Below are 22,785 nucleotides of genomic sequence, written 5' to 3' on the forward strand. Positions count from 1 at the left end.
AATCCCGCCCGCCCCGCCAGCAGCCCCGGTCCCAGCCGCCCCGTTGGTACCGTCGCCGATCAACGGACGCCCCAACAGCAAATTGGTGGGCGCATTGATCACACCCAAGACACTGTCCACCAACGTCTGCAACGGGTTAGCCGCAGCCGCCTCAGCGGCCGCATACGCGCTCCCCGCCCCACTCAACGCCTGCACAAACTGGCTATGGAACGCCGCCGCCTGCGCACTCAGCGCCTGATACTCCTGGGCGTGGCCAGAAAACAGCGACGCGATCGCAGCCGAGACCTCGTCGCCGGCGGCTGCCACCACTGCCGTAGTCGGGGCCAAAGCGGCGAAGTTGGCCGCCGTCAGCGATGAGCCAATGTCCACCATGTCCGCCGCTGCCGTCGACAGCATTTCTGGGAATGCGACTAGAACTAGATACGACATCGGTGCCTCCCGACTGGCCACCGTCGCGGGTAAGGGCTACGAAAGTAGCATGAAGGAGTGCTGATTCGGGTGGAAATGCGCTGATTTGCGCTAAGGCGATGGGCTTTTCTGAGCAGTGAGCAGATGACGAGAACCGTGCGTGGACTGGTTGGGTCGACACCGCCACGGTCCATGCCTGCTGATGCGGCCACTACGGATTGACAGGTCGCCGTCGCTGCCGCCTTTACCGCTTCGTACCGCCACATTGCCGACGGGTGCCGCATCGCCGAAGATGCCTAATCCCACCTGGGGGTCAGCACCCCGAGCGCGCCCAGCGTCACCGCGGCCGCGGTCGACGTCCGCAACACCGTCGGGCTCAGCCGGACCGCGACGGCTCCGGCGCCGGTCAGCGCGTCGATCTCGGCAGGCGCGATGCCACCTTCGGGGCCAACCAGGAGCAGCAGTGAATCCGCTTGCGCCACAGCGCTATCGGCAAGCCGGTCGGTCGCCGACTCATGTAGCGCCAGCACCATCGCACCGCGGGCCACCTCGTCACGGACCCGGACGGTCAACGCGGCCGTGGACAGCGGGCCGTCGACCGGCGGGATATAGGCCCGCCGGGCTTGCCGCGCGGCCGAGCGGGCGACCGCTCGCCACCGGCGCAGCCCCTTGTCGACGCGCGAACCGTTCCAGCTCGCCACGCAGCGCGCCGCCTGCCATGCCACGAACGCGTCGGCGCCGGCCTCAGTGGCCAGCTCGATCGCCAGTTCGGAGCGCTCGGACTTCGGCAGCGCCTGCACCACCGTCACCGCCGGCCGTGCCGGCACAGCGCTCCAACGCTCCAGCACCCGGGCGGCCAGGCCGTCGCGTCCGGCCCGCTCGACCCGGCAGCGGGCCAGGTCGCCCTCGCCGTCGCCGAGCACCACCTCCTCGCCGGGACGAATCCGCCGCACGGTGGCGGCGTGAAAGCCTTCGCCTCCGTCCACCACGGCCAGCGCGCCGGTGTCGGGCAGCGCGTCGACGTAGAACAGCGTCGCCACCATGTGCGCGCCGCCAACCGGCTAACGCCCGGTGAAGGTTTCGCGCAGCCGACTGAACAGCCCGCCGCCGGCGCCGTGCGCCGACCGTACCTCGGCCACGTCGCGGCTTCGGCGGTTCTTGAACTCGCGCAACAACTCGGCGTCGTGGTGGTCCAGCCGGGTGGGGACCACCACCTCGACGTGGACGTGCAGGTCTCCGCGAGTGTTGGAGCGCAAGTGCGGCATCCCGCGGCCCCGCAGCGTAATGACCGAACCCGGTTGGGTCCCCGGCGGAATGACGATCTCGCTGTGGCCGTCCAGGATGGCGTCCAGTGTTACGGTGACGCCCAGCGCCGCGTCGGCCATCGGCACCGACACCGTGCAGTGCAGGTCGTCGCCCTCGCGCGCGAAGATGTCATGGGCCTGCTCGTGGACCTCGACGTATAGGTCGCCCGCCGGCCCTCCCCCGGGACCGACCTCACCCTGGGCAGCGAGCCGCACCCGCATACCGTCGCCGACACCGGCGGGAATCTTGACGGTGATCTCGCGGCGCGCCCGCACCCGGCCGTCGCCCATGCACTGATGGCAGGGGTCGGGAATGACCACCCCGACACCGCGGCAGGTGGGGCACGGGCGCGATGTCAGCATCTGCCCAAGCAGCGAACGCTGGACGGTCTGCACCTCGCCGCGGCCACCACAGGTGTCGCAGGGCACCGGCGCGGAATCGCCGTTGGTGCCCTTGCCCTGGCAGCGGTCACAGAGCACCGCGGTATCGACGGTGACCTGCTTGGTGACTCCGGTCGCGCATTCCTCGAGATCCAGCCGCATGCGCAGCAGCGAGTCCGAACCCGGGCGAACACGGCCGATCGGGCCGCGCGACGCCGAACCGCCGCCGAAGCCGCCACCGAAGAACGCCTCGAAGACGTCGCCCAGGCCGCCAAAGCCGGCGAACCCGGAGGCCGACGCGCCGGCGCTTTCCAGCGGATCCCCGCCCAAGTCGACGATCCGGCGTTTTTCGGGGTCGCTCAACACTTCGTAGGCGACGCTGATCTCTTTGAACTTCGCCTGCGCCGCCTCGTCGGGATTGACATCGGGATGCAGTTCGCGGGCCAGCTTGCGATATGCCCGTTTGATCTCTGTTTCGCTGGCGCCCTTGCTGACGCCGAGCAGCCCGTAGTAATCGCGTGCCACGATTAACCTTCCTGTGCCGCGCTACGCGGCTGTCCACAACCTCTGCAGCGGGTGCGCGGTCATCGAGCACCCAGCACTTCGCCGATATACATGGCAACCGCGGCGACACTGGCGATAGTTCCCGGGTAGTCCATCCGGGTCGGCCCCAGCACACCCATGCCGCCGTAGACGGTGTCGTTGGAGCCGTAGGCGGTGCTCACCATCGAGGTCCCGACCATCTGCTCGACCTCCGTTTCATGGCCGATGCGCACCGTCACCTTGCCCGCTTCCTGCTGTGCCGCCAACAGTCGCAGCACCACCACCTGCTCCTCGAGCGCTTCCAGGATGGAGCGCAGCGACCCCCCGAAGTCCGCGGCGTTGCGGGTCAGGTTCGCGGTGCCGCCCATGAGCAGGCGCTCCTCGGTGTGTTCCACCAACGACTCCAGCAACACCGTCGCCGAGCGGCCGACCGCGTCGCCCAAACCGCCGGCACCGCTCAGCTGCCCCGCAAGGTCGGCGACCGCGATGGAGGCCGCCGAGAGCTTCTTGCCTTCCAGCGCCTGCCCGAGCAACTCGCGCAGCTGGGACAGTTGGTGGTCGTCGATGACGTCGCCGAGTTCGACGATGCGCTGGTCCACCCGCCCGGAGTCGGTGATCACCACCATCAACAGCCGTGCCGGGGTCAGCGCGATGACTTCCAGGTGGCGAACGGTCGAGCTCGACAACGTCGGGTACTGCACCACCGCGACCTGCCGGGTCAGTTGGGCCAGTAGCCGCACCGCCCGGCGCAGCACATCGTCGAGGTCGACACCGGAGGCCAAGAAGCTCTGAATCGCCCGCCGCTCCGCCTTGGACAGCGGCTTCACGTCGTCGAGGCGGTCGACGAACTCCCGGTATCCCTTCTCCGTGGGGACCCGCCCGGAGCTGGTGTGCGGCTGGGTGATGTATCCCTCGGCTTCCAGCACCGCCATGTCGTTGCGGACCGTGGCGCTGGACACCCCCAGGTTATGGCGCTCTACCAGCGATTTCGAGCCGATCGGTTCCTGGGTGGCGACGAAGTCGGCAACAATGGCACGCAGCACCTCGAAGCGGCGCTCGTCCGCGCTTCCCATCGACTGTCACCTCCTTCATGCCCGGTCGGCCGGGTTCATTTTACGGTCTCGGAAGTGCCAGAACGTCCAGCTGTGGAATAGCACCGCGTCACGGGGACGGCGCCGGCCGGCGGATCCCGCAGATTAGGCGGAGCTCTGCTTCCACGGCGCCTTTGCGACTAGCCTGTTCGGCATGATCATGTGCGGCTCCCACGGCGCGTCAGTGGCGATCCGCCAATGATTTTCAAGGGCGTGCGGGAAGGTAAGCCGTATCCCGACCACGGGTTGTCCTATCGGGATTGGTCGCAGATTCCGCCGCAACAGATACGCCTCGACGAGTTGGTCACCACGACCACGGTGCTCGCATTGGACCGATTGCTGTCGGAGGATTCCACGTTCTACGGCGACCTCTTCCCGCACGCCGTGAAGTGGCGCGGGGTGACCTATCTCGAGGACGGCTTGCACCGGGCGGTGCAAGCGGCGCTGCGTAACCGGACGGTGCTGCATGCGCGGGTGTTCGACATGGACATGCAGCCGGGTCGCCCGAGCTAGCTTCGACCGGCTGGTTTCGCTGCTCGACCCCGGCATCGTGTTGCGCGGCGACCTTGGACCCGGAGCCGTCCGCTCGGCGCACGGAGCTTCGGCCGTGGCCGCACTGGCCCGCAGCCATGCGGCACCCGAACGCGAGGTGCGGCCCGCGACCGTCAACGGTGCGGCCGTCTTCGACTCCGGCCGCCCCGCCGCGGTCATGGGCTTCCGGGTGTGCAACGCAAGGATCGCCGCAATCGGCGTGCTGGCCGTTCCGCAGCGCATCGCCAAGCTCGATCTGGCGCGCTGAAACGCTACGACGGGTCAGCGTCCAGCGGCCTGCAGCAGTTCCATGGCCGAGCTGCGCGACAGCATCCAGCTTCCCTGGTTGACGAACGTGACGTTCTGCGTGACCGGCGACGTCAACTTGGGGCCGGAGACGGCAACGTCGGCCGTGGCAGTCCCGGCGCCGGCCGACTCGATGTTGGACACGGTGAACGACAACGGCAGGTCCCCGTTCTTGGCGGCCTTCTTCAGCTCGTGGTCAGCCAGGCGTGCCTCGGTCCCGCCGATACCCCCCTCGACCAAGTCGCTCTTGTTCGCGAACGAGACGCTGGGATCGGCAAGGCTGTTGAGCAGGGTGGTCAATTGAGCGGCGGTCGGCAGGTTTGCGGCGGGGGCGGGGTCCTGCGGCAAGGGCGCTCCGAAGACCACCGGCAGCACCTGGTTTACCGCCGAGCTCTCGGATGCTATGGACGTCACACCCGCGGCAGCAGCGCCGATTGCGGCGACCACTGCCGCAGCCGTAGCGACTGACTTCATGATCATGTTCCCCCTCGACTTGTCTGTTTGATGGCACTTGTTTGATGGCACTTGTTTGATGGCACTTGTTTGATGGCAATTGTGCCAGGTGCCAATGCCGTTTGGTTTTGCGCCACGTTGTACTACATGCCCGCCCCCTGAGGATAGACCTACCGACTGATTCGGTTCACGAGTCCGGATGCGTCATTGTTGATTGGCGCACCGCTGACTTACGCTGATGGGCTTGGCACGGCGAATTGCACTGGAGGAACGGAAGGGGAGGCGACTTGCGCGCGCTCAGCTATCCCGACCAGACAACATTCGCGTTCCGTTCCGGCGTCACCTGCTTGACTACGCCTGCTGGAGCTGTGCTGCTGAATCCACCGCTTAGCGAGAAGCTGACCCGATTATCCTCGGCTCAACTACAGGCATTGAAATCCCTCAACGGAGGGCCGGCGTCGATTTCGAAGATCTCTACGGCAGCAGACGAATCCGGTGTGGGCGCTCTGATCGATCAACTCATGGCGAACGGCTGGCTGGCAATTACGGTGCGCGACAATGGAAAAGACCTCTACTCCATACTGCCGGTCGGACGACCCCCGGCCCGGCCGGAACCGCCGCCGACGGGATCCCTCGCGCTGTCGAAGTTCGCCGTGCTGCACCGGGACACAGACGGTTTCATCCTCGAGCATCCGCTGGCGTGGTGCGACGTGCGCATCCATGATGCCTGGCTGCTCGCCCTACTCGATGCGCCTGGAGCAGACGGCCACAACATGGCGACTGCGGTCACGTCGCACTTCGTCCATGACCTACGCTGGTGCGGCATGCTCGTCCCGGCTGGCGACGAGGACAGCAGATTCGAGACCCGTAGTTGGAGCGCACCGGATCTGTGGTTTCACCGACGCAGCACTCTTGGTGAGCGCACCATCACCTGGGACCATTTCGGGCCGACCAAGTGGGCAAAAGGCCGATTCCCCCAGCCGCCCGCCCGCAGGGCGAACTATCCGGGCCGGCCGATCCCTCTTCTCGTTCCCGACTTGACGGCTACCCGGACACAGGATCCGCCCCTGACCGCCGTCCTCGAAGACCGGGTATCGACAAGGACATTCGATGACACCGACCCGGTCACCATCGAACAACTCGGCGAGTTGCTGTACCGCACCGCCCGGACGCGACGCATGCTGCCGGTCGACGAGGGCGAAGAACTGCTGTCGCGGCCATACCCTTCCGGTGGAGGCCTCTATGAACTCGAGCTCTACCCGGTGGTGCGACATGTCACCGGACTCGAGCCCGGCATGTATCATTACGACTCCTTCGACCATGTGCTGCGACCGGTGGCACCCGCGGAGTCAAAAGCCGTGTCCCAACTGATAAAACCGGCTGCGGCGACACTGCGCCAAGGTGCCGAGCCGCAAGTGCTCGTCGTTCTCGCCGCCCGTTCCGGCCGCATCATGTGGACCTACGAACAGGTCGGCTACGCGGCGATTCTCAAGGATGTTGGCGTCCTCATGCAGACGATTTATCTGGTCGCGACAGCGATGGGCTTAGGCGCCTGCGCGCAAGGCTTCGGCGACACAGCCGCTTTCGTCGCGGCCACCGGAGTCGACGAGCTCCAAGAGTGCAACGTCGGCAGTATCATTATCGGCTCGCCTGCCGAAAGCTATCCCTCGGCGAGGACCTCCACATCGGTCAATGCGGCGACCTCGAGGTAGTGGCGGGCGATGATCGGCAGTCGTTCCGGCGTGCCACGCTCAGCCTCCCGGGCACCGAGCCGTTCGGCGAATCCGGCCACCGTTCGGGTGGCGAACAAGTCCGAGACCAAGGCATGATCGATGTCCAGCCAGTCGCGTACCCGCGCGACGACCGTGGTGGCCAACACCGAATCGCCGCCGAGGGCCAAGAAATCGTCCTGCACACCAACCGAATCCACGCCCAACACCTCGGCGACAATTCCAGCGAGCGCGGCCTCCACATCGTTACGTGCAGCACCGTCCTCATGATCTGTGGCTCCGGGTTCCAGCAGCGCGGCCACGGCGCGGCGGTCCAGCTTGCCGTTCGCGGTCAGCGGGATCTGCTCGAAGAATACGGTGCGACGGGGAATCATATAGCCGGGTAATAGATTTGCGACTGCCGCCGTGACATCGCCGACCTCGCCCGGATCGCCCGCGACAGCAGCGACCAGCTTGGGCGCGCTGGTACCGACGACGGCCGCGACGGCATGGCGCACGCCGGGTACCGTACGAAGCGCACTCTCCACCTCGCCAAGCTCGACCCGATACCCGCGAATCTGCACTTGATTGTCTGCCCTGCCCAGGAACTCAATGGTGCCGTCGGGCCAGTACCTGGCGATGTCACCCGTCTTGTACCAGCGAATACCGCTGTATTCGACGAAACGATCTGCGGTCCGTTGCAAGTCATTCCGGTAGCCCGCAGCGACATTTGCGCCGCCGACCCACAATTCACCGGCAACCCAGTCCGGGCAGTCGCGACCCGAGGGCGCAACGATTCGGCACCGTACATTGCGTAGCGGGATGCCGAACGGCACCGTCGCCCAGTGCGCCGGTGGTTCGCCGACCACTTCGCACATCGTGTGGTGGATCGAAGTCTCGGTCGCACCGCCTAGGCCAGCGAACCGGCATCCCGGGACCTGCTTGGCTAGCCGGCGGGGCAGATCAGCGCCCACCCAGTCACCACCGAGAATGACGGCACGTAACGAATCACCCAGCCGATCCCCGCCTAGCTCCAGAATCATGTCGAGCATGCTCGGCACACAGTTGAGAATCGAAACCCTGTGGCGGCGAAGCAATTCCACCCATGTAGTCGCCGTGTGTCGTTGCCCGGCATCGACCACTACCAATGCCCCACCCACCGAGAACATACCGAAGATGTCGTAGACCGAGAGATCGAACTCGAGGGCGGACAACGCAAGCGCTCGATCGTTGCTGCCTACCCCGAACCACTCGTTCAGCGCGTCGATCGTGTTCATCGCCGCGCTGTGCGGTACCTCGACGCCTTTGGGTAGCCCGGTCGAACCCGACGTGAACAGTACGTACGCGATCTCGCCGGTATCGGGGAAAGCCGGCTCCAAAAGCGGTTCCGGAAAATTGCGTGCCTCATCGATGGATAAACACGGAATCGGTGCACCGACATCGGCCCCCTCGACCGCCAGCGCCGCAACGACATCACCGGTCTGAAGGATCTTGGCGCGCCGCGCATCCGGCTGGTCGAATCCGATTGGCACATACGTGGCCCCGGCGGCGAGTACCCCGAGCACGGCCAAGATTTGATCGCGACCCTTCGGTAACTGGACGGCAACCGCATCGCCGGGTCGTACATCGAGAGCGTGCAGTGCTCCCGCGACGGCAAGGGAGTGTTCCGCGAGTTCTCGGTAACTCCATGCGCCTCCTACCTCGCCCACGCCCCAGACCACCGCCGGCGCGTCCGGGTTTGCCGCCGCATGCTCAAAAAACCCTTGATGCAGACACCTGCCACTCACCGGACCGTCGGTCGCGTTGATCACCGCACGCAACTGTGCCTGCGCGGCAGGCAACCGGACGGCGGCCTCAGCGTCCCAGCCGGCATCGCCTGCAGCAAGCCGTTCGACCGCTCCGGTAAAGTTGGCGAACATCGTGCCGATCAGACCGTGCGGGAAGGCGGACTCGCGTACGTCCCAATTGAGCAGCAACCCGCCGCGCAACTCGGTGACCTGGGCATCCAGCAACACCTGAGGCCCCTGCGAGATGATCCACACCGGCTCACCGAAGGTCTCGACTGCCTTGTCGGTAAACAGCTCACCGAGATCGAGTGCACTGGTGAAGACCACCGGCGCCAGCACCGGCTTACCCCGGTATCTTCCCAGATCGCGTAACACTTCAAGTCCGGAATATGCCGCGTGTGAACCACTTTCGTACATACTGCGTTGAATCGCGCAGGCCCGCTGGGCGACTGACATGTTTTCGGTGACGTCCACCTCGAGCATGATCGAGGAAGTGAAGTCTCCGACCACACGGTCGATATCCGGGTGCACCGGTTCACGCTGAAATAGCGGAACGTTCAACGTAAACCTACTCTGCGCAGACCAAGCGCCGATGATATCGGCGAAGACCGCCGCCAACGCCATGGCCGGGGTGATCCCACGCGCATGGGCACCGGCTATCAATCGCTGCTTTGCTTCCGGCACCAACCAGTGCTCGTAGCGGATAGTGCGATACGAGGCGGTACGGTTGCCGATCGGGACGGTCGGCAGTTCCGGCGCGCCAGGCATCTCGGGCAACCGCTGCTGCCACCAGTGTCGGTCCCGCTCCCGCGCGGCGCGGTCCTCGTGGCGTTCGGTGCGATAACGCCGGTAGCTGTAACCGGGGGCCGGCAGCGTTGTTTCCCAGTACAGTTCGGCCAGGTCCGACACCACAACGCGATAGCTCATCGCGTCGCCGGCCAGCATGTCAACGTCCAGATGCAGCCGAGTACGGTCCTGGCCGTACCGGGTCAGCGTGATATCGATGACCTGACCACCTTCAATTCCCAGGCGCTGGTGAGTCTTACGATGGCGCAGCTCCGCCAGTGTTGATTCGACCTTCTCGGAGCTGTGCCCACGCAGATCGACAACGCCGAACACCGGCCCGCCCGGCCTGGGCATCGTTTGCTGAGTCCCGTCCGGGAGGAATCGGGTGCGAAGCATCGGATGCCTCGCGGCGAGGTCGGACACCGCCCTTTCCAGGCGTCCGGGATCTATTCCCGCACCGTCGAATTCGACGTAGAGATGGGCCGCGACACCGCCAAGCTCCTGTTCATCGGAGCGGCCGACCCAGTACGCGTGTTGCATGGGGGCCAAGGGGAATGGGGTTTCTTCGGCTGCCGGCTCGGGGAGCTGAGCTGCGAGTGGCTCTGCCGCCGTTCCCATCTCATCCGCGGTGAGCAGAGCGTGCCACGAATCGACCGTGGGGCTGGCGGCAAGTTGGGCGAAAGTTATGTTGACACCACGTTTACGCCAGCCGCCGGCCAGCGCCATCATACGGATCGAATTCAGGCCCAGCCGAATGAGATTGTCGTGGTCGGCCACGTCTGCGGCCGCGCATCCGAGCTGGGCAGCAACCGTCGCCCTGATGGCGTCCCTGCTGATCCGGTCCACTTCGCCGTCCATCCCCCGCACCGGCTTCATTCCGCTCCGTTCTCAGTCATACCAGCGGCAAGCGCGGCGATGCCACGTTGCCAGAATTGCGTCAAACGGTCGATATCTGAGGGTGTGAATAGAGCATCACTCCACAGCCAGTTCGCGGTAAGTTGCGGACCCTCGGGCGTAGAACGTACAAGTGCGCTGATGTGCAGGGCAAAGCGCAGTGGCAGATCTGGCTCGGGGTCGACCGGTAATAATTCAATTTGAGGCCAGGTCAGTAGTGACCAAGGTTGATCCGTGACGCCGCTGAGGTCCAGCCGACCCATGTAATTGAACATGATTTGCGGGTCGGGGGCCTCCTGCAATTCGGGGATGTGGTCGACGTAACGAAGCAGACCGTAATCCAAACCTCCGTCTGGAATCGCCGTGAGATAGGTAGTTACCGAATCGAGTACCGCCCGGGCGGCCTGCGGATCTGCCTCGGCCTGCTCGATATCGACAGCCGCAGCACCGGTTCCGAGCCGCACCGGAAACGCGCTGGTAAACCAACCGACGGTGTTCGTAGTGTCGGTGTCGAGAGCGGCATCAGCACGCCCATGGCTCTCCAGAGCGATGAGCACGCCGGAAGACGGATCCTGCGCATGAACACCACGCCAGCTCGCGACGGCAATGGTGATCGCGGCCAGCAAGAATTCGCGCAGTCCCTCCTCTCTGGTGACTGCGGCCAGCACCCGCTCAGTGACCTGAACCGGAGTGACGATCGGGGTGATCCGCAACGTGGACCAGGTATCCCGGCTAGGGTCTGGATGTCGCGCACCCAACGCGGGATCGGGTCTGCGGACTTGGGCGACCCAGTATTCGCGTTGGTTCCGCACCTCCGGTGTGGCCGTTCGTTTCCACATCAGCTCCGACCAGTGGCGGTACGAAGTGAACTCTGGCAGCGCCTTCGGCGTTGCGCCCGAAGTCAACGAACGCCACGCGTCGGCGATATCGCCAACCATGATGTGCCAGGACACCACATCCACCGCCAAGTGGTGCACGGTGAGAAGCAGCACCTGTTGGTCCACGCCAGACAGCCAAACCGCACGTACCATCGCTCCCGCGCGGGGATCAATCTCGTCGATCACTCTCCGCGTCTCATGTCTTATAACCGAGTTCAGTTCGGTGTCAGTCGATTTCGTCAGCTCCCTGTGGGAAAGTAGGTCGGCGGCGCGGACCACGCCAGGTTCGCGTGTCACCAGACGCGGCCCGTCGGGCGTGTCGGCCAGAATCGATCGCAGGGTGTCATGTCCATCCAGCAACAACTGCAGCATCAGCTCAATTGAGGAACGCTCGATGTCGCCGGGCAATCGAAGCAGGATGGTGTTCGTGAAGCGACGATAGTTGCCATACTCGTAAAGGCAGGACACTATCGGCAGCGGCAGGACCTCACCGTATTGGTCATTCTCAACGCACGGACCCGAATCGGCCGCAACGTCGATCGCGACTGCGAGTTGCCGAATTGTCGCAGCGGCGAACACCATCCGCGGACTCAATGCGAGGCCCCGGCGTCGAGCCTTGTGGGCCAACGAGATCGCCACAATGCTGTCTAATCCGAGCGCGAAGAAGTCGTCGTCGATGTGCGGCACCACGCCGTTGAATTGCTCTTCGAATACTCTGCACAGCGACCGCTCGGTAGCGGTAGATGCCGACTCCGCGCCACCGCCTGTGACGTGCGGGACGGCGCTCTCGGCCAGCCGGTCCAATGCATGGCTGTCCAGCTTGCCGTTGCCGTTCACCGGCAGCCAAGGTAATGCCACGATCCGAGCCGGAACCATGTACGCGGGCAGGTGTTCGGTGAGCGCGGAACGCAGTCGCACCGGGTCAGCGTCCGCATTCGCTTGCCACACAACGAAGCCCACCAAGCTGGTGCCGCCATCACGGCGTACAACGGAGACTGCCGCGTCGTGTACCCCGGGCTGGCTACGCAGGGCGCCCTCGATCTCGCCGATCTCGACGCGGTAGCCGCGGATTTTGACTTGGGTATCGCTGCGTCCCACATAGGCGTAGCCGCCATGAGGTATGCGACGGACCAAGTCACCAGTGCGGTACATGCGTTGTCCAGGGCGCAGCGGATCGGCCACGAAGCGAGCGGCGGTCAGTGCTGTGCTGCCGGCATAGCCGCGGGCCAGCTGCGCGCCCGACAGGTAAAGCTCACCTACCACCCCGGTGGGCACTATCCGCAACGCGGAATCCAAGACGTACCCGAAGGTTCCAGCGTTCGCCGTGCCGATTGTCGGTGTCTGGTAGTCGTGGACCGGGGCCACCACCGCCTCAACCGTCATTTCGGTGGGCCCATAGCAGTTGTAGACCGCGTTGTAGGCCGGGACCGTCGATAGCGCGCGCAACTGCCCCCAGAGTGCCGCATTGATCGCTTCGCCGCCCAGGGCCAATACCGAAAGGTTGTGATCCAACAATCCGGCAGCACGCAGCTGCACAAACATCGACGGAGTAGTGTCGATCATGTCGATCCGGTAAGTGCCGATACCTTTCACCAGCCGATCCGCATCGCGTATCTCGTCGGCGTCGAACAGATGAATCCCGTGACCGTCCAGCAGGCCAACCATGGGCTGCCACGAGGCGTCAAAGCTTAACGACCAGGCGTGTGCGATCCGCAGCCGGCGGCCTAGACGCCTTGCGGCCTCCCGGTAGACCCGCTCGCGGTGGTCGGCGAAATAACTGAGTAACGCGGCATTGGTGCCGATGACCCCCTTGGGTTCACCGGTCGAGCCAGACGTGAAAATGACGTAGGCGCAGTGTTGCGGATGACGGCGAACCACCGGCGCGGCGGCAGCACGTCGCGAAATGCGCTCGGCCACGCCGGGATCGTCGAGAACCAACATGGGAACCCTTGCGCCGACTAGCTTTGAATAACCGGCCTCGGTGATTGCAAACACCGGATTTGCCTGGCGGAACATAGATTCGATACGAAGTTCAGGAAGCGTCACATCGACGGGCAGATAGGCGCCGCCGGCGGCGAGCACGGCCAGGATGGCGACGAGGGATCTGGTCGAGCGCGACAGCACCAGCGCAACGACCGCTTCCGGACCTACGCCCTGTTCGGCCAGCTCCCCCGCCAGCCGGCTCGCCTCAGCGTGTAATTCGGCATAGGTATAGCGCTCACCACCGCCGGCGGTCAGGGCGACGGCATCCGGTGTGGCGCGGGCCTGCCACTCGAACATCTCCCACACCGTCGTATGCGGGGACGGAACCGACCGCGCCCCAAGATCATCGAACTCTGCGCGCTCCGCCGCGGTGAGAATATCCAGCGCGTCTGGCGTGTCGTCGCCGATATCGGGCAGTTGTCGCAGCACGGCAAGCAGGCGCTCACCGATCTCGGGGGCCGGAAGATGCGGCAGCGCTTCACGAATCACCTCGACCAGCACCACCAGCTCGTCGCCGCTGCGGTGCGAGACCACAGTCAATGGGTAGTGCGTCAGACTTTCCATCTCTACCGGAGAAAAGCGGATGCCGTCGGGTGTGCTAACGGTGCGGATGGCGTCCTCGATCGGTGCATTCTCGAACACGAATAGGCAGTCGAACAGGGTTCCGTGACCATTTTCACGCTGGATTTCCGACAGGCTCAGATAACCGACGTCACGCATCGCCGATGACTCGCGCTGCAACCGGGCGCATTGCTTCACCACCGACTCGCTGCTGCTCATCTGGTGCACAACCGGCACAGCGTTGATGAACAATCCGACCATGGTCTCGACGCCGGGCAAATCTTCGGGTCGGCCGGAGACGATAGTGCCGAAGACAACATCGCGACGGTCGGTGAGCCTACCGAGCACCACAGCCCAGGCGAAAAGCACTGCGGTATTGAGCGTGAGGCCGTTGCGGCCGGCCCACTCTCGCAGACGTGCCGTATCGGACGCAGGTAACAGCAGTTTCGTCTTCTCCGGCACGCCATCACCCGCAGCGATTGTGCCGTCGGCGACCATGAGCGGTCCCGACACACCCTTCAGATACGCGGTCCACTGGGCGATCGCAGCCGCCCTGTCCTGTTGGGCGAGCCATACGATGTAGTCACGGTAGGGGCGCGCGGTTGGCAGCCCATCGGCCGATCCCGCCGCCCGATACACGGCGAGCATTTCGGTGAAGAACACGGCAAGCGACCAACCGTCCACCAGAATGTGATGCGCGGTGAAAATCATCCGCCGCCTGGTCTCACCGGGAACGGTGAGCAGAACAACGCGCAATGCCGGCCCACGACGCAGATCAAACGGTCGGTGCCGCTCCGATCGTCCGATAGCATCGAATTCCGTTGGCAGCGCGAGCCTTTCGGACCATGGCAGCTCGGCGTGGGCGGGTACGATCTGCACCGGTTTGGGTAAATCGCGATCCCAGAAGGCGGCGCGCAGGTTCGCATGCCGGTCCAACATGGCTTGAGCGCTGCGGCGAAGCAGCTCGACATCGACCGGTCCGTCGATATCTATCACGAACTGCATGGTGTAAAGGTCGATGCTGTCCGCGGCCATTCGGTATAGGGCGAACAACCCTTCCTGCAGCGGGCTGAGAGCGAGAACGTCTTCGATCTGCGGCGGAGCTGCGGTCATGATGGCGTTCACGACTCCTTGAGCCAGGATGCGGTCAGCTCGGCCAACGCCTCCCGGCTCAGGCCCGATGCACTCATCGGCGTGTATTCCTGCTCTGGCGCCGAATCGGCCTCGGCCGCCAGCGGTTCGGTGGCCGCATCAATTGCCGCGGCGAGCTCGGCGATGGTCATGTGCTCGAACACCATTGCCGGGGTAAAGGCCACGCCCTGCGCGGTGGCCTGCGCCGCCCATTTGATGGAAATGATGCTGTCACCGCCCAGAGCGAAGAAGTTGTCATCGCGGTCGACGCCGGTGATGTCGAGCAACTCCTCCAGCAAGGCGACCAGGACCCGCTCGGTTTCCGCCGAGCCGCCGGCGACCAGTTCCGACGGAATAGCGACGGGAGGGCTTGGCGGAGCGAGCAGCTTCTCCAAGTCAGCGGGGGGCAGCAACTCCAACGTGGACACCGGACGGTCCGGTGTCATCGCGAACGCATCGAGCGCGGCGTTGAGAGCATCGGCAATCAGCGCGACGGTCGCAGGTTGGTATAGATCGGCATTGGCGACAACCCGCACGTGCAGTTCTCTCTGCGGTGTCACGCTCATCCCGACATCCAAATCCAGTAACGAAACCTCGAAGTCAATCGGAACGGGAACGACGGTGGTTTCGCCCGTCCTGGTGAGATCGCGTGGTACTAGCGCCCAATCCTCGCCACGAAAATGGATCATGTTCTGAAACAGCGGGTTTCGGGACAGCGAACGCGGCGGGTTGAGCGCCTCGACCAACCGTTCGATGGGAAGTTCCTGGTGTGCGAACGCATCGAGCACCGTGTCGCGGCTGCGGGCGAGCATGGCGCGCGGACTTGGATCGCCAGACAAGTCGTTGCGCAGCACCACCACGTTGGCGTACAGGCCGATCAGATTCTCTGTGATCGATTCGACCCGGCACGCCACCGGGCTGCCAACTGCGATGTCGGTGCCGCCGCCGAGCTTGTGCAGCAATACCGCGAGGACGGCCTGATAGACCATGAACTCGGTCGCGCCATTTTCCTCGGCAAGCTGAATAAGGGCCGCCCTGCGCGCTGCGGGGACCGTGAAACTCACCACCTCCCCGCGCTTTCCGAGCACGGGCGGACGCGAGTGGTCAGGCGCTATCGAAATCTCATCGGGTAAGCCAGCCAATGCATCACGCCAATACGACAGCTCAGCGTGTCCCCACCCGGACCCCAGCGCATTTCGTTGCCACAATGCGTAATCCGCGAACTGGACGGGCAGCGCGGCCCACTGCGGCTCCTCTCCTTGCAGCCGGGCGCGATACGCAGCGACCAGATCGTCAAAGACGACACCCAGCGATGCGTGATCGCTAACGATGTGATGCACGATCAAGAACAACACGTGCGTATCAGGTCCCAGCGCAAACAGGGTGGCTCTGACCAGCGACCCGGATTCCAGGGTAAACACATGCCGGCGCAGCTGCGCCATCGCCTCGTCGAGGTGGCCCGCGTCGATCGTCTGGATAGCTAGTTCCAGATCCAGGCTGGGGTGCACGATCTGATACGGAACGCCTTCGTGCTCAGCGAAATTGGTGCGTAGCGCCTCATGTCGGGCCACGACATCGTTAAGCGCCTTGGCAAGAGCGACGGGGTTCAGCGGACCGTCGAAGCGAAGCGCAAATGGCATGTTGAAGCCGTCACGCGCGCCATTGATCCGATATTGGAACCACACGGCGAGCTGGGAGTGCGACAGTGGGAGCCGTTCCGGCCGAACCGATTCGACGAGTTCTGGGCGAACAGATTGTGGCCCGGACTGAGGGTCATGGGAAGCGTCATCGGACGCGTCCTCGACATCCAGCGCGTCCAGGTCGATCTCGAACTCGGCACGGAACTGCTCGACCAGCGCGGCCGCTAGTCCAGCCGGGGTCGGGGTATCGAACACGGTGCGGACGGTTAGCTCGACACCGAACTCGGCACGGATCTGTGCGACGAGCCGGGCCGCCAGCAGTGAATGACCGCCCAGCCCGAAGAACGAGTCCTCAGCGCCGACTCGCTCCCAGCCGAATAGCCGGGCGAAGATCTCGCACATCCGTCGCTCGGTCCGCGTCGCCGGCTCGCGGTAGCGGCGCACCGCGATAGGCGTTGGTGCGGGCAGTGCCCGCTTATCCAATTTGCCGCTGACAGTCAGCGGTACGTCGGGGATCACCGCAAATGCACTGGGCACCATGTATTCCGGCAGCACCGAGGCAGCATGTGCGCGGATCTCGTCAAGAGCCACCTGGGCGCAATCAGCCGCTGGGACCAGGTATGCGGCAAGCATGGGCCCAGCCTCGGAATCTTCGGCAACAACCAGGCAGTGCCGCACCGCCGGATGTGTCGCGATCACGGACTCAACCTCTGCCAATTCGATACGGTAGCCACGAACCTTGACCTGCTCGTCGGCTCGGCCGATGAATTCCAAGCATCCAGAGATGTTGCGACGCACTAAATCCCCAGTTCGATACAACCGCATGCCGGGGTTGAACGGGTCGGCGACAAACCGCTGCGCAGTCAGGCCGGGACGCCCCAGATACCCGCGTGCCAACTGAACACCCCCGAGGTACAGCTCACCGATCACCTCCGCCGGCACCGGCTGCAACTCTTCGTCAAGTACGTAGGCGTACACATTGCGGTTCGGCACACCAATGGGCACCACGCGCGCGCCGTACGACCCTTCGACCAGGATGTGCGTCGAGCAGACAACCGCCTCGGTCGGGCCGTAGTGATTACGTAACTCCGCGTCGAAGTAGCGGGCGAATTTGTCGGCCACCTCACCGGGAAGCGCTTCGCCTCCCACCGGCACGTGACGCAACGCCTGCCATTGCTTGACGTGCGGCAGCATCAGCAGGGTGCTCAACATGGACGGCACCATGTGCAGCACGGTAATGCGGTGGCGGGTGATCAAATCAGCGACGTAGCCAATGTCACCGAAAGCCCCGGGCTTGGGCACAACCAGCGCCGCGCCAACCGACAGCGTGACGAAGATGTCGAGCAGCGAAGCATCGAAGCTCACCGACGACGATTGCAACAACCGGTCCTCGACGGTCATGCTCCATTCGGCTATGAAACCGGTGACGTGGTCGGCGATCGCATGATGCGAGACCGCCACGCCCTTGGGCTGGCCGGTGGAGCCGGACGTGTAGATGACGTAGGCCAAGTGTTCGGGACGCAACGCGTGCCGCCGGTCGGCATCGGTCAGCTCGACGTCCGACATCTCGGCGGCGGCCCACACGGCGGCGTCGAATTCCTGGCGACAAATGACCATCTGTGGGCGGGCGTCCGTGACCAGGTATTCAATGCGCTCAGCCGGGTAGGCCGGGTCGATCGGCAGGTAAGCTGCACCGGCCTTCAGGACCGCCAGCACGGCCACGATGAACTCTATCGACGTGGCCATGCGCAAGCCGATGATGTCGTCGGGACCCACTCCCTGCCGGACAAGCCAGCGCGCCAAGCGATTCGCACGCCGGTGCAGTTCGGCATAGCTCAGCTCTGCCTCGTCGGAAATCAGCGCGACCGCGTCGGGGGCCGCGACCGCGGGTGCTTCCAAGACCGCGACCATCGTGGTAGCGGGCGTGTCGACCAGTGCGCCGTGCGACTTTGCCAGGACGGCATCCCGCTCGCCAGCGCCGAGCAGGTCGAGACTCGCGACGCGCCGCCCGGGCTCACGTAGCGCGTTGTCCAACAGCCGTAGGTAGTGAGCCAGCATCTGGTCGACGACTGCAGAGCTGAGCACATCGGTTTGATACTCACACTCGATGAACACGCCTTCCACGTCGAGTACAACCGCCAGGGCAAGCGGAAGATGGGCGGCTACCGCGCCAAGTTCGAGTTGTCGCACACTGATGCCGTCCAACACCAATCCACCGGCGCTCTTACGCATACTGAAACCCAGTCGAACCAGCCGGTCCATGCCATCGTGTCCCATCCGCTCTGGGTTTGCTTCGCGGACCACACGATCGATGCCGACGGACTGATGGGCGAAGCCGGCGAGACAGGTTTCGCGCACCGCGTCGACGAACGAAGTGAACTTATCGTCTGATCGCGCGGCGACCCGCAGCAACAGCGTGTTGCCGAAATACCCGATGGCACCCTCGGCCCTCGCCCTGCGATCGGTGACCGGAACGGAGACGAGGAAATCTGTTGCGCCGGTATAACGCCGCACCAACACCCCAAAGACCGCCAACAACACCATAAACGGTGAGGCGGAGCGTTTTCGGGCAAATTCCTCGACCCGGCAGAACAGGTCGACGGGCACCGCCCGAATGCGACGGGCAGCCCGCCGGGACGGGTGTGGCGCGGCCGCACCGGGAAGCTCCACCGGTTCGGGTGTCGGGCGCAACGTGTCCGCCCAGTAGCCCACATCAGCAACGGTAGGTTCCGCCGCGGCCTCGAGCACTTCGACGGTAATGAACTGTGGCGCAGGGCCGCTCAGTTGGCGACGGTTGTAGACAGCGCTCAGATCGGCGAAGAACACGGCCCAGGAGTCGTCATCCCAACAGACGTGGTGGACAACCAAAAGCAGCACGAATTCGTCCGCACCGGTGCGTATCAGGGTGATCCGGAGCGGCAGCTCGTTCGTCAGGTCGAATGGCCGGCCGAACTCCTGCCGGGCCAAGTGTTCGATCTGCCGCTCGCGTCCCTCTTGCGCAAGAGCGGTCACATCGTCGGCTCGCCAATTGATCTCGACATCGTCGGAGAAAACTTGATAGGGCTCCCCCTCGCTATCCACCGCATATGTGGTGCGCAAAATAGCGTGGCGCGCAACAACATCGGCGAAAGCCGCCCGCAAGCGCGCCTGGTCCACCGCACCGGTCAGTCGATAGGCAACGCAGATGTTCAACGTCACGTCGGCGGGGTCCATGGCCTGCAGAAACCACATCCGGCGCTGGCCGCCGGACAGCTGGTAGCGTTCACCCGCACAGATGCGCGCCGCACCCGCCGACTCCCGCGCCGCCACACCGCTTTCGGCAATACGCCGGCGCAGCAGTTCCCGGCGCCGTTCCTGCATCGTCTTCACATCGTCTGCCATGCTTCGTCTACTCCTGCGATCCGCCAGTCTTGACCTGCAACGACGCCACACGCATCAATGAACCTCTCTCCACCGGCCAAGGAAATGCCGTCTGCTCTGAGCAACGTCCCCGCACAGGGGCTTATGTTAGCCTTCGCTAAGTTTGATGGCTGTTGCGGCTATAGCGGCTACGGGACCGGATCAACCCTGCGTCCGATACGTTCATGCGAATTGTGCGGGTCGTTCGGTCGGGAGGTATGCGGTGAACACGCTGGACCTGCGGGAACGCCGCGCCGCGCTGGACCATCATCGGTTCTCCGGTGAGTTCTGGTTGCGTCGGCTCGTCCCCAGCCGCGACCTTGACCTGGTGCATTCCTGGATGAACGATCCCGAGGTGGCCCGCTTCTGGGGGAAGCCGTGGCCGCGGGTCCGAATCGCCTCCTACCTGCGCCGACAGCACCGCAGTAGCCACTCGACCCCGTACCTGGGCGTGCTCAACGGCGTCCCGATGAGCTACTGGGAGCTCTACCGCGCCGATCTGGACCCGCTGGCCCAGTACTACGCCGCCCGCGACCACGATGCCGGCGTGCACCTACTCCTAGGCCCGGCCGAATGCCGCGGCCAGCGCCTGGCCGTCGACCTGCTGCGTGCGGTCTGCACGTGGCAGCTGGATGCGGATCCGCGCGCCACCCGAGTGGTGGCCGAACCCGACGTCGACAACATGCGGTCGGTGCGGGCGTTTGAGCGTGCCGGGTTCCGGCGCATCACCGACCTCGATCTGCCCGACAAGCGCGCTGCCCTGATGGTCCGCGAGCGGTAGCGGCGGACAGCCCGCCAGGCAACTGCGCCAAACATTCGGGTCGCCTAGCCAGGCCCACCCCAGGGCACCCGGAGATTATGTTAGCCTTCGCTAAGTTGCATGGCTCTTGCGGCTGTCGCGCAGCGACCGTAAGCGAAGGGGTATTGGTGCATGCCGCGCACTGTGGGGTGGATGAGGCAGTTCCATCGGCCGGATTCGGCCAACAGCCTTCCGCTGCTGGTCTTTCCGCATGCCGGGTCCGGCGCATCGGCCTATCGCGACTTCTCGAAGGTGCTCAGCGCGACGTTCGCGGTCATCGTGTTCCAATACCCGGGACGCCAAGATCGGGCAGCTGAAGCCCCCTTGGACTCGCTTCCCGACATCGCTGCCGGGGCATTCGCTGAGTTTTCGACGGCACAACACCATCGCGGGGTTCCGATCGTCGTATTTGGTCACAGCATGGGGGCGCTGGTGGCTTTCGAGTTTGTCCGGATCGCAGAAACCAGCGGAATCGACGTGCGGCACCTCAACGTGTCCGCCGCGGTTGCACCGTGCCGAGTCGCGGCCAAACCACCACACCCCAAGGACGACGAGGACATCCTCGACCATCTGGCAGCGCTCGAGGGAACCGATACCGACGTGTTCGCGCACCGCGACCTCATGAGAATTGCACTGCCCGTGATCAAAGCCGACTACCACGCCTTTGACGCGTACTCCTGCGCTGAAAATGTCAAGATAGCGACCCCGGTTCACGCCATGGGCGGTGATCAGGACCCGTTCATCACGCTGGCCGATCTCTACGGGTGGGGCAGACACACCGACACCGCCAGGGTCACGATGTTCGACGGCGGGCACTTCTACCTGAAGTCACACATCGGCGCTGTCGCGGAGCTGTTGGCGTCGAGCGCGCGATGTGAGCAGACCGCGTGAGCAACGACGCCTCCATCGATCCCATCGTCATTTCCGGCATGGCTGTCGAGGCCCCCGGGGGAATCGATACACCCAGCGCCTTGTGGTCGGCGCTGACCGAAGCCAAGGAGCTGATCGCACCCTTTCCGCGCGATCGCGGCTGGCCCCTCGATGAACTGCAGTCGTTATCCCGGCTCGATGGCTGGGGACATGTTTGCGACGCCGGCGGATTCCTCGACGGCGCAGGCACATTCGACCCCACCTGCTTTGGCATCACCCATCGGGAAGCCATCGCGATGCACCCTCAGCAGCGAGTCGTGCTGCGAGTGGCGTGGAAGGCCTTGGAAAACGCCGGAATTAACCCCGGCGCGCTCGAGGGCGCAGACGTCGGCTGTTTCGTCGGCATGTCGCAGACGGAGTACGGCCCCCGGGTGGCTACGGTCGACGCCTACAGTGGACACCGGCTCGTCGGTATGGGCCAGCTCGGTGGCGCTGGACGGATCTCGCACTGCCTTGGGCTGATCGGTCCGTCAATAGCCATAGATTCGGCGTGTGCATCATCGCTCACCGCACTGCAACTGGCCGCTACCTCGGTTCAGACGGGCGAGTGCGAATGGGCGCTTGCCGGCGCGGTGTGTGTGATGGGTTCGCCGGCCGCTTTCTACGAGTTTGCACGGCTTCATGCCCTTTCCGATGACGGGCATTGCCGCGCGTACTCCGACGACGCTACCGGTACTGTCTGGGGCGAAGGCGCCGGGATGGTTCTCGTCGAACGTGAGTCTAGGGCACGGAAATTGGGACATCGCATCTTCGGACGCATCCTGGCCGTTCGCACCAACCACAACGGCAAAGGAAAGCCGATCCTCATTCCTCGCGTGCGCGCGCAAGAGCAACTGATGCGCAAGACGATCGCTGCGGCGGGAATCGACCCTGTCGATGTGGGAATGATCGAGGGACACGGCACCGCGACTCCAGCGGGTGACCCGGTGGAATTGCTGGCTCTTTTCCGAACCTACGGCGCATTGGGCTCCGAGGCGCTAGTGGGCTCGGTGAAGTCGAATGCCGGACATGCGCAAGCAGCCTCAGGAGTACTTGGCCTCATCAAGCTGCTGCTCGCCGGCGCGCACGGTCAGATTCCGCCGACTCTCTTTTCGGACAACCCGACCAAGAAGTTGGACTGGGATATGACGGGCCTGCGATTGGCGACAAAACTGCATCAGTGGAAACCGAAACGTGGCGTCCGGTACGGCGCCGTGTCCTCGTTCGGCGCCGGAGGCGCCAATGCCCATGCGATCATCGCGATGCCGGTGAATACCGGGGTGTGACAACGT

At 64.5% G+C, this 22,785-nt stretch carries 14 protein-coding genes; 6 read left to right on the forward strand and 8 right to left on the reverse strand.

The annotated features are described in order from the left end of the window. The 4 genes from EET03_RS17860 to hrcA all read right to left on the reverse strand — a co-directional run. Positions 1–429: PE family protein (locus EET03_RS17860; protein WP_136625721.1), on the reverse strand; the 429-nt coding region annotated here is incomplete at its 3' end. A gap of 275 nt (positions 430–704) precedes the next feature. Further along, positions 705–1,451, reverse strand: a complete 747-nt coding sequence (locus tag EET03_RS17865; protein ID WP_075544059.1) for a 16S rRNA (uracil(1498)-N(3))-methyltransferase — start codon at positions 1,449–1,451, stop codon at positions 705–707. A gap of 18 nt (positions 1,452–1,469) precedes the next feature. Continuing rightward, positions 1,470–2,618, reverse strand: a complete 1,149-nt coding sequence (dnaJ, locus tag EET03_RS17870) for a molecular chaperone DnaJ (protein ID WP_099193630.1) — start codon at positions 2,616–2,618, stop codon at positions 1,470–1,472. 59 nt (positions 2,619–2,677) lie between these two features. Beyond that, entirely contained in the window at positions 2,678–3,709 is a 1,032-nt protein-coding gene (gene hrcA / locus EET03_RS17875) for a heat-inducible transcriptional repressor HrcA (protein ID WP_075544061.1), read from the reverse strand. A gap of 216 nt (positions 3,710–3,925) precedes the next feature. On the opposite strand from hrcA, the gene EET03_RS17880 reads away from it, so the two are divergent. Continuing rightward, complete coding sequence (locus tag EET03_RS17880) at positions 3,926–4,240, forward strand: type II toxin-antitoxin system VapB family antitoxin (RefSeq protein ID WP_063471781.1); 315 nt, start codon at positions 3,926–3,928, stop codon at positions 4,238–4,240. 94 nt (positions 4,241–4,334) lie between these two features. Next, entirely contained in the window at positions 4,335–4,526 is a 192-nt protein-coding gene (locus tag EET03_RS17885; protein ID WP_208649085.1) for a hypothetical protein, read from the forward strand. Between the two features lie 14 nt (positions 4,527–4,540). Here EET03_RS17885 and EET03_RS17890 read toward each other — a convergent pair whose 3' ends face one another. Beyond that, the gene (locus tag EET03_RS17890) at positions 4,541–5,044 is read right to left on the reverse strand and encodes an MTB12 family secreted protein (RefSeq protein ID WP_075544063.1); all 504 of its coding nucleotides are present in this window, start codon (positions 5,042–5,044) and stop codon (positions 4,541–4,543) included. Positions 5,045–5,304: 260 nt separating this feature from the next. On the opposite strand from EET03_RS17890, the gene EET03_RS17895 reads away from it, so the two are divergent. After that, a complete protein-coding gene (locus tag EET03_RS17895) occupies positions 5,305–6,729 on the forward strand; it encodes a SagB family peptide dehydrogenase (RefSeq protein ID WP_075544064.1) in 1,425 nt (474 codons plus the stop codon). Here EET03_RS17895 and EET03_RS17900 read toward each other — a convergent pair. Genes EET03_RS17900 through EET03_RS17910 form a run of 3 tightly spaced genes read right to left on the reverse strand, consistent with a single transcriptional unit; the run spans position 6,678 to position 19,767 of the window. Continuing rightward, positions 6,678–10,145, reverse strand: a complete 3,468-nt coding sequence (locus EET03_RS17900; RefSeq protein ID WP_208649086.1) for a non-ribosomal peptide synthetase — start codon at positions 10,143–10,145, stop codon at positions 6,678–6,680. The two genes, EET03_RS17895 and EET03_RS17900, sit on opposite strands and share 52 nt — an antisense overlap. Before the next feature lie 26 nt (positions 10,146–10,171). Then, positions 10,172–14,728, reverse strand: a complete 4,557-nt coding sequence (locus EET03_RS17905; protein WP_099194223.1) for a non-ribosomal peptide synthetase — start codon at positions 14,726–14,728, stop codon at positions 10,172–10,174. Between the two features lie 8 nt (positions 14,729–14,736). After that, the gene (locus EET03_RS17910; protein WP_099193631.1) at positions 14,737–19,767 is read right to left on the reverse strand and encodes a non-ribosomal peptide synthetase; all 5,031 of its coding nucleotides are present in this window, start codon (positions 19,765–19,767) and stop codon (positions 14,737–14,739) included. Between the two features lie 241 nt (positions 19,768–20,008). Here EET03_RS17910 and EET03_RS17915 point away from each other — a divergent pair, with 241 nt between their 5' ends. The 3 genes from EET03_RS17915 to EET03_RS17925 all read left to right on the forward strand — a co-directional run bounded on the left by EET03_RS17915 (position 20,009) and on the right by EET03_RS17925 (position 22,779). Then, positions 20,009–20,566 carry a GNAT family N-acetyltransferase gene (locus EET03_RS17915; protein ID WP_063471776.1) on the forward strand — a complete coding sequence of 186 codons (558 nt, stop codon included), beginning with the start codon at positions 20,009–20,011 and terminating at the stop codon, positions 20,564–20,566. A gap of 150 nt (positions 20,567–20,716) precedes the next feature. Beyond that, positions 20,717–21,475: a thioesterase II family protein gene (locus EET03_RS17920; RefSeq protein ID WP_075544067.1), complete on the forward strand. Its 759-nt coding sequence runs from the start codon at positions 20,717–20,719 to the stop codon at positions 21,473–21,475. Beyond that, complete coding sequence (locus tag EET03_RS17925; protein ID WP_082274790.1) at positions 21,472–22,779, forward strand: beta-ketoacyl [acyl carrier protein] synthase domain-containing protein; 1,308 nt, start codon at positions 21,472–21,474, stop codon at positions 22,777–22,779. The genes EET03_RS17920 and EET03_RS17925 overlap by 4 nt, the downstream gene beginning before the upstream one ends. The last annotated feature ends 6 nt before the right edge of the window (positions 22,780–22,785 follow it).

Origin of the sequence: Mycobacterium innocens, assembly GCF_900566055.1 — a bacterium.
Taxonomy (GTDB): domain Bacteria; phylum Actinomycetota; class Actinomycetes; order Mycobacteriales; family Mycobacteriaceae; genus Mycobacterium; species Mycobacterium innocens.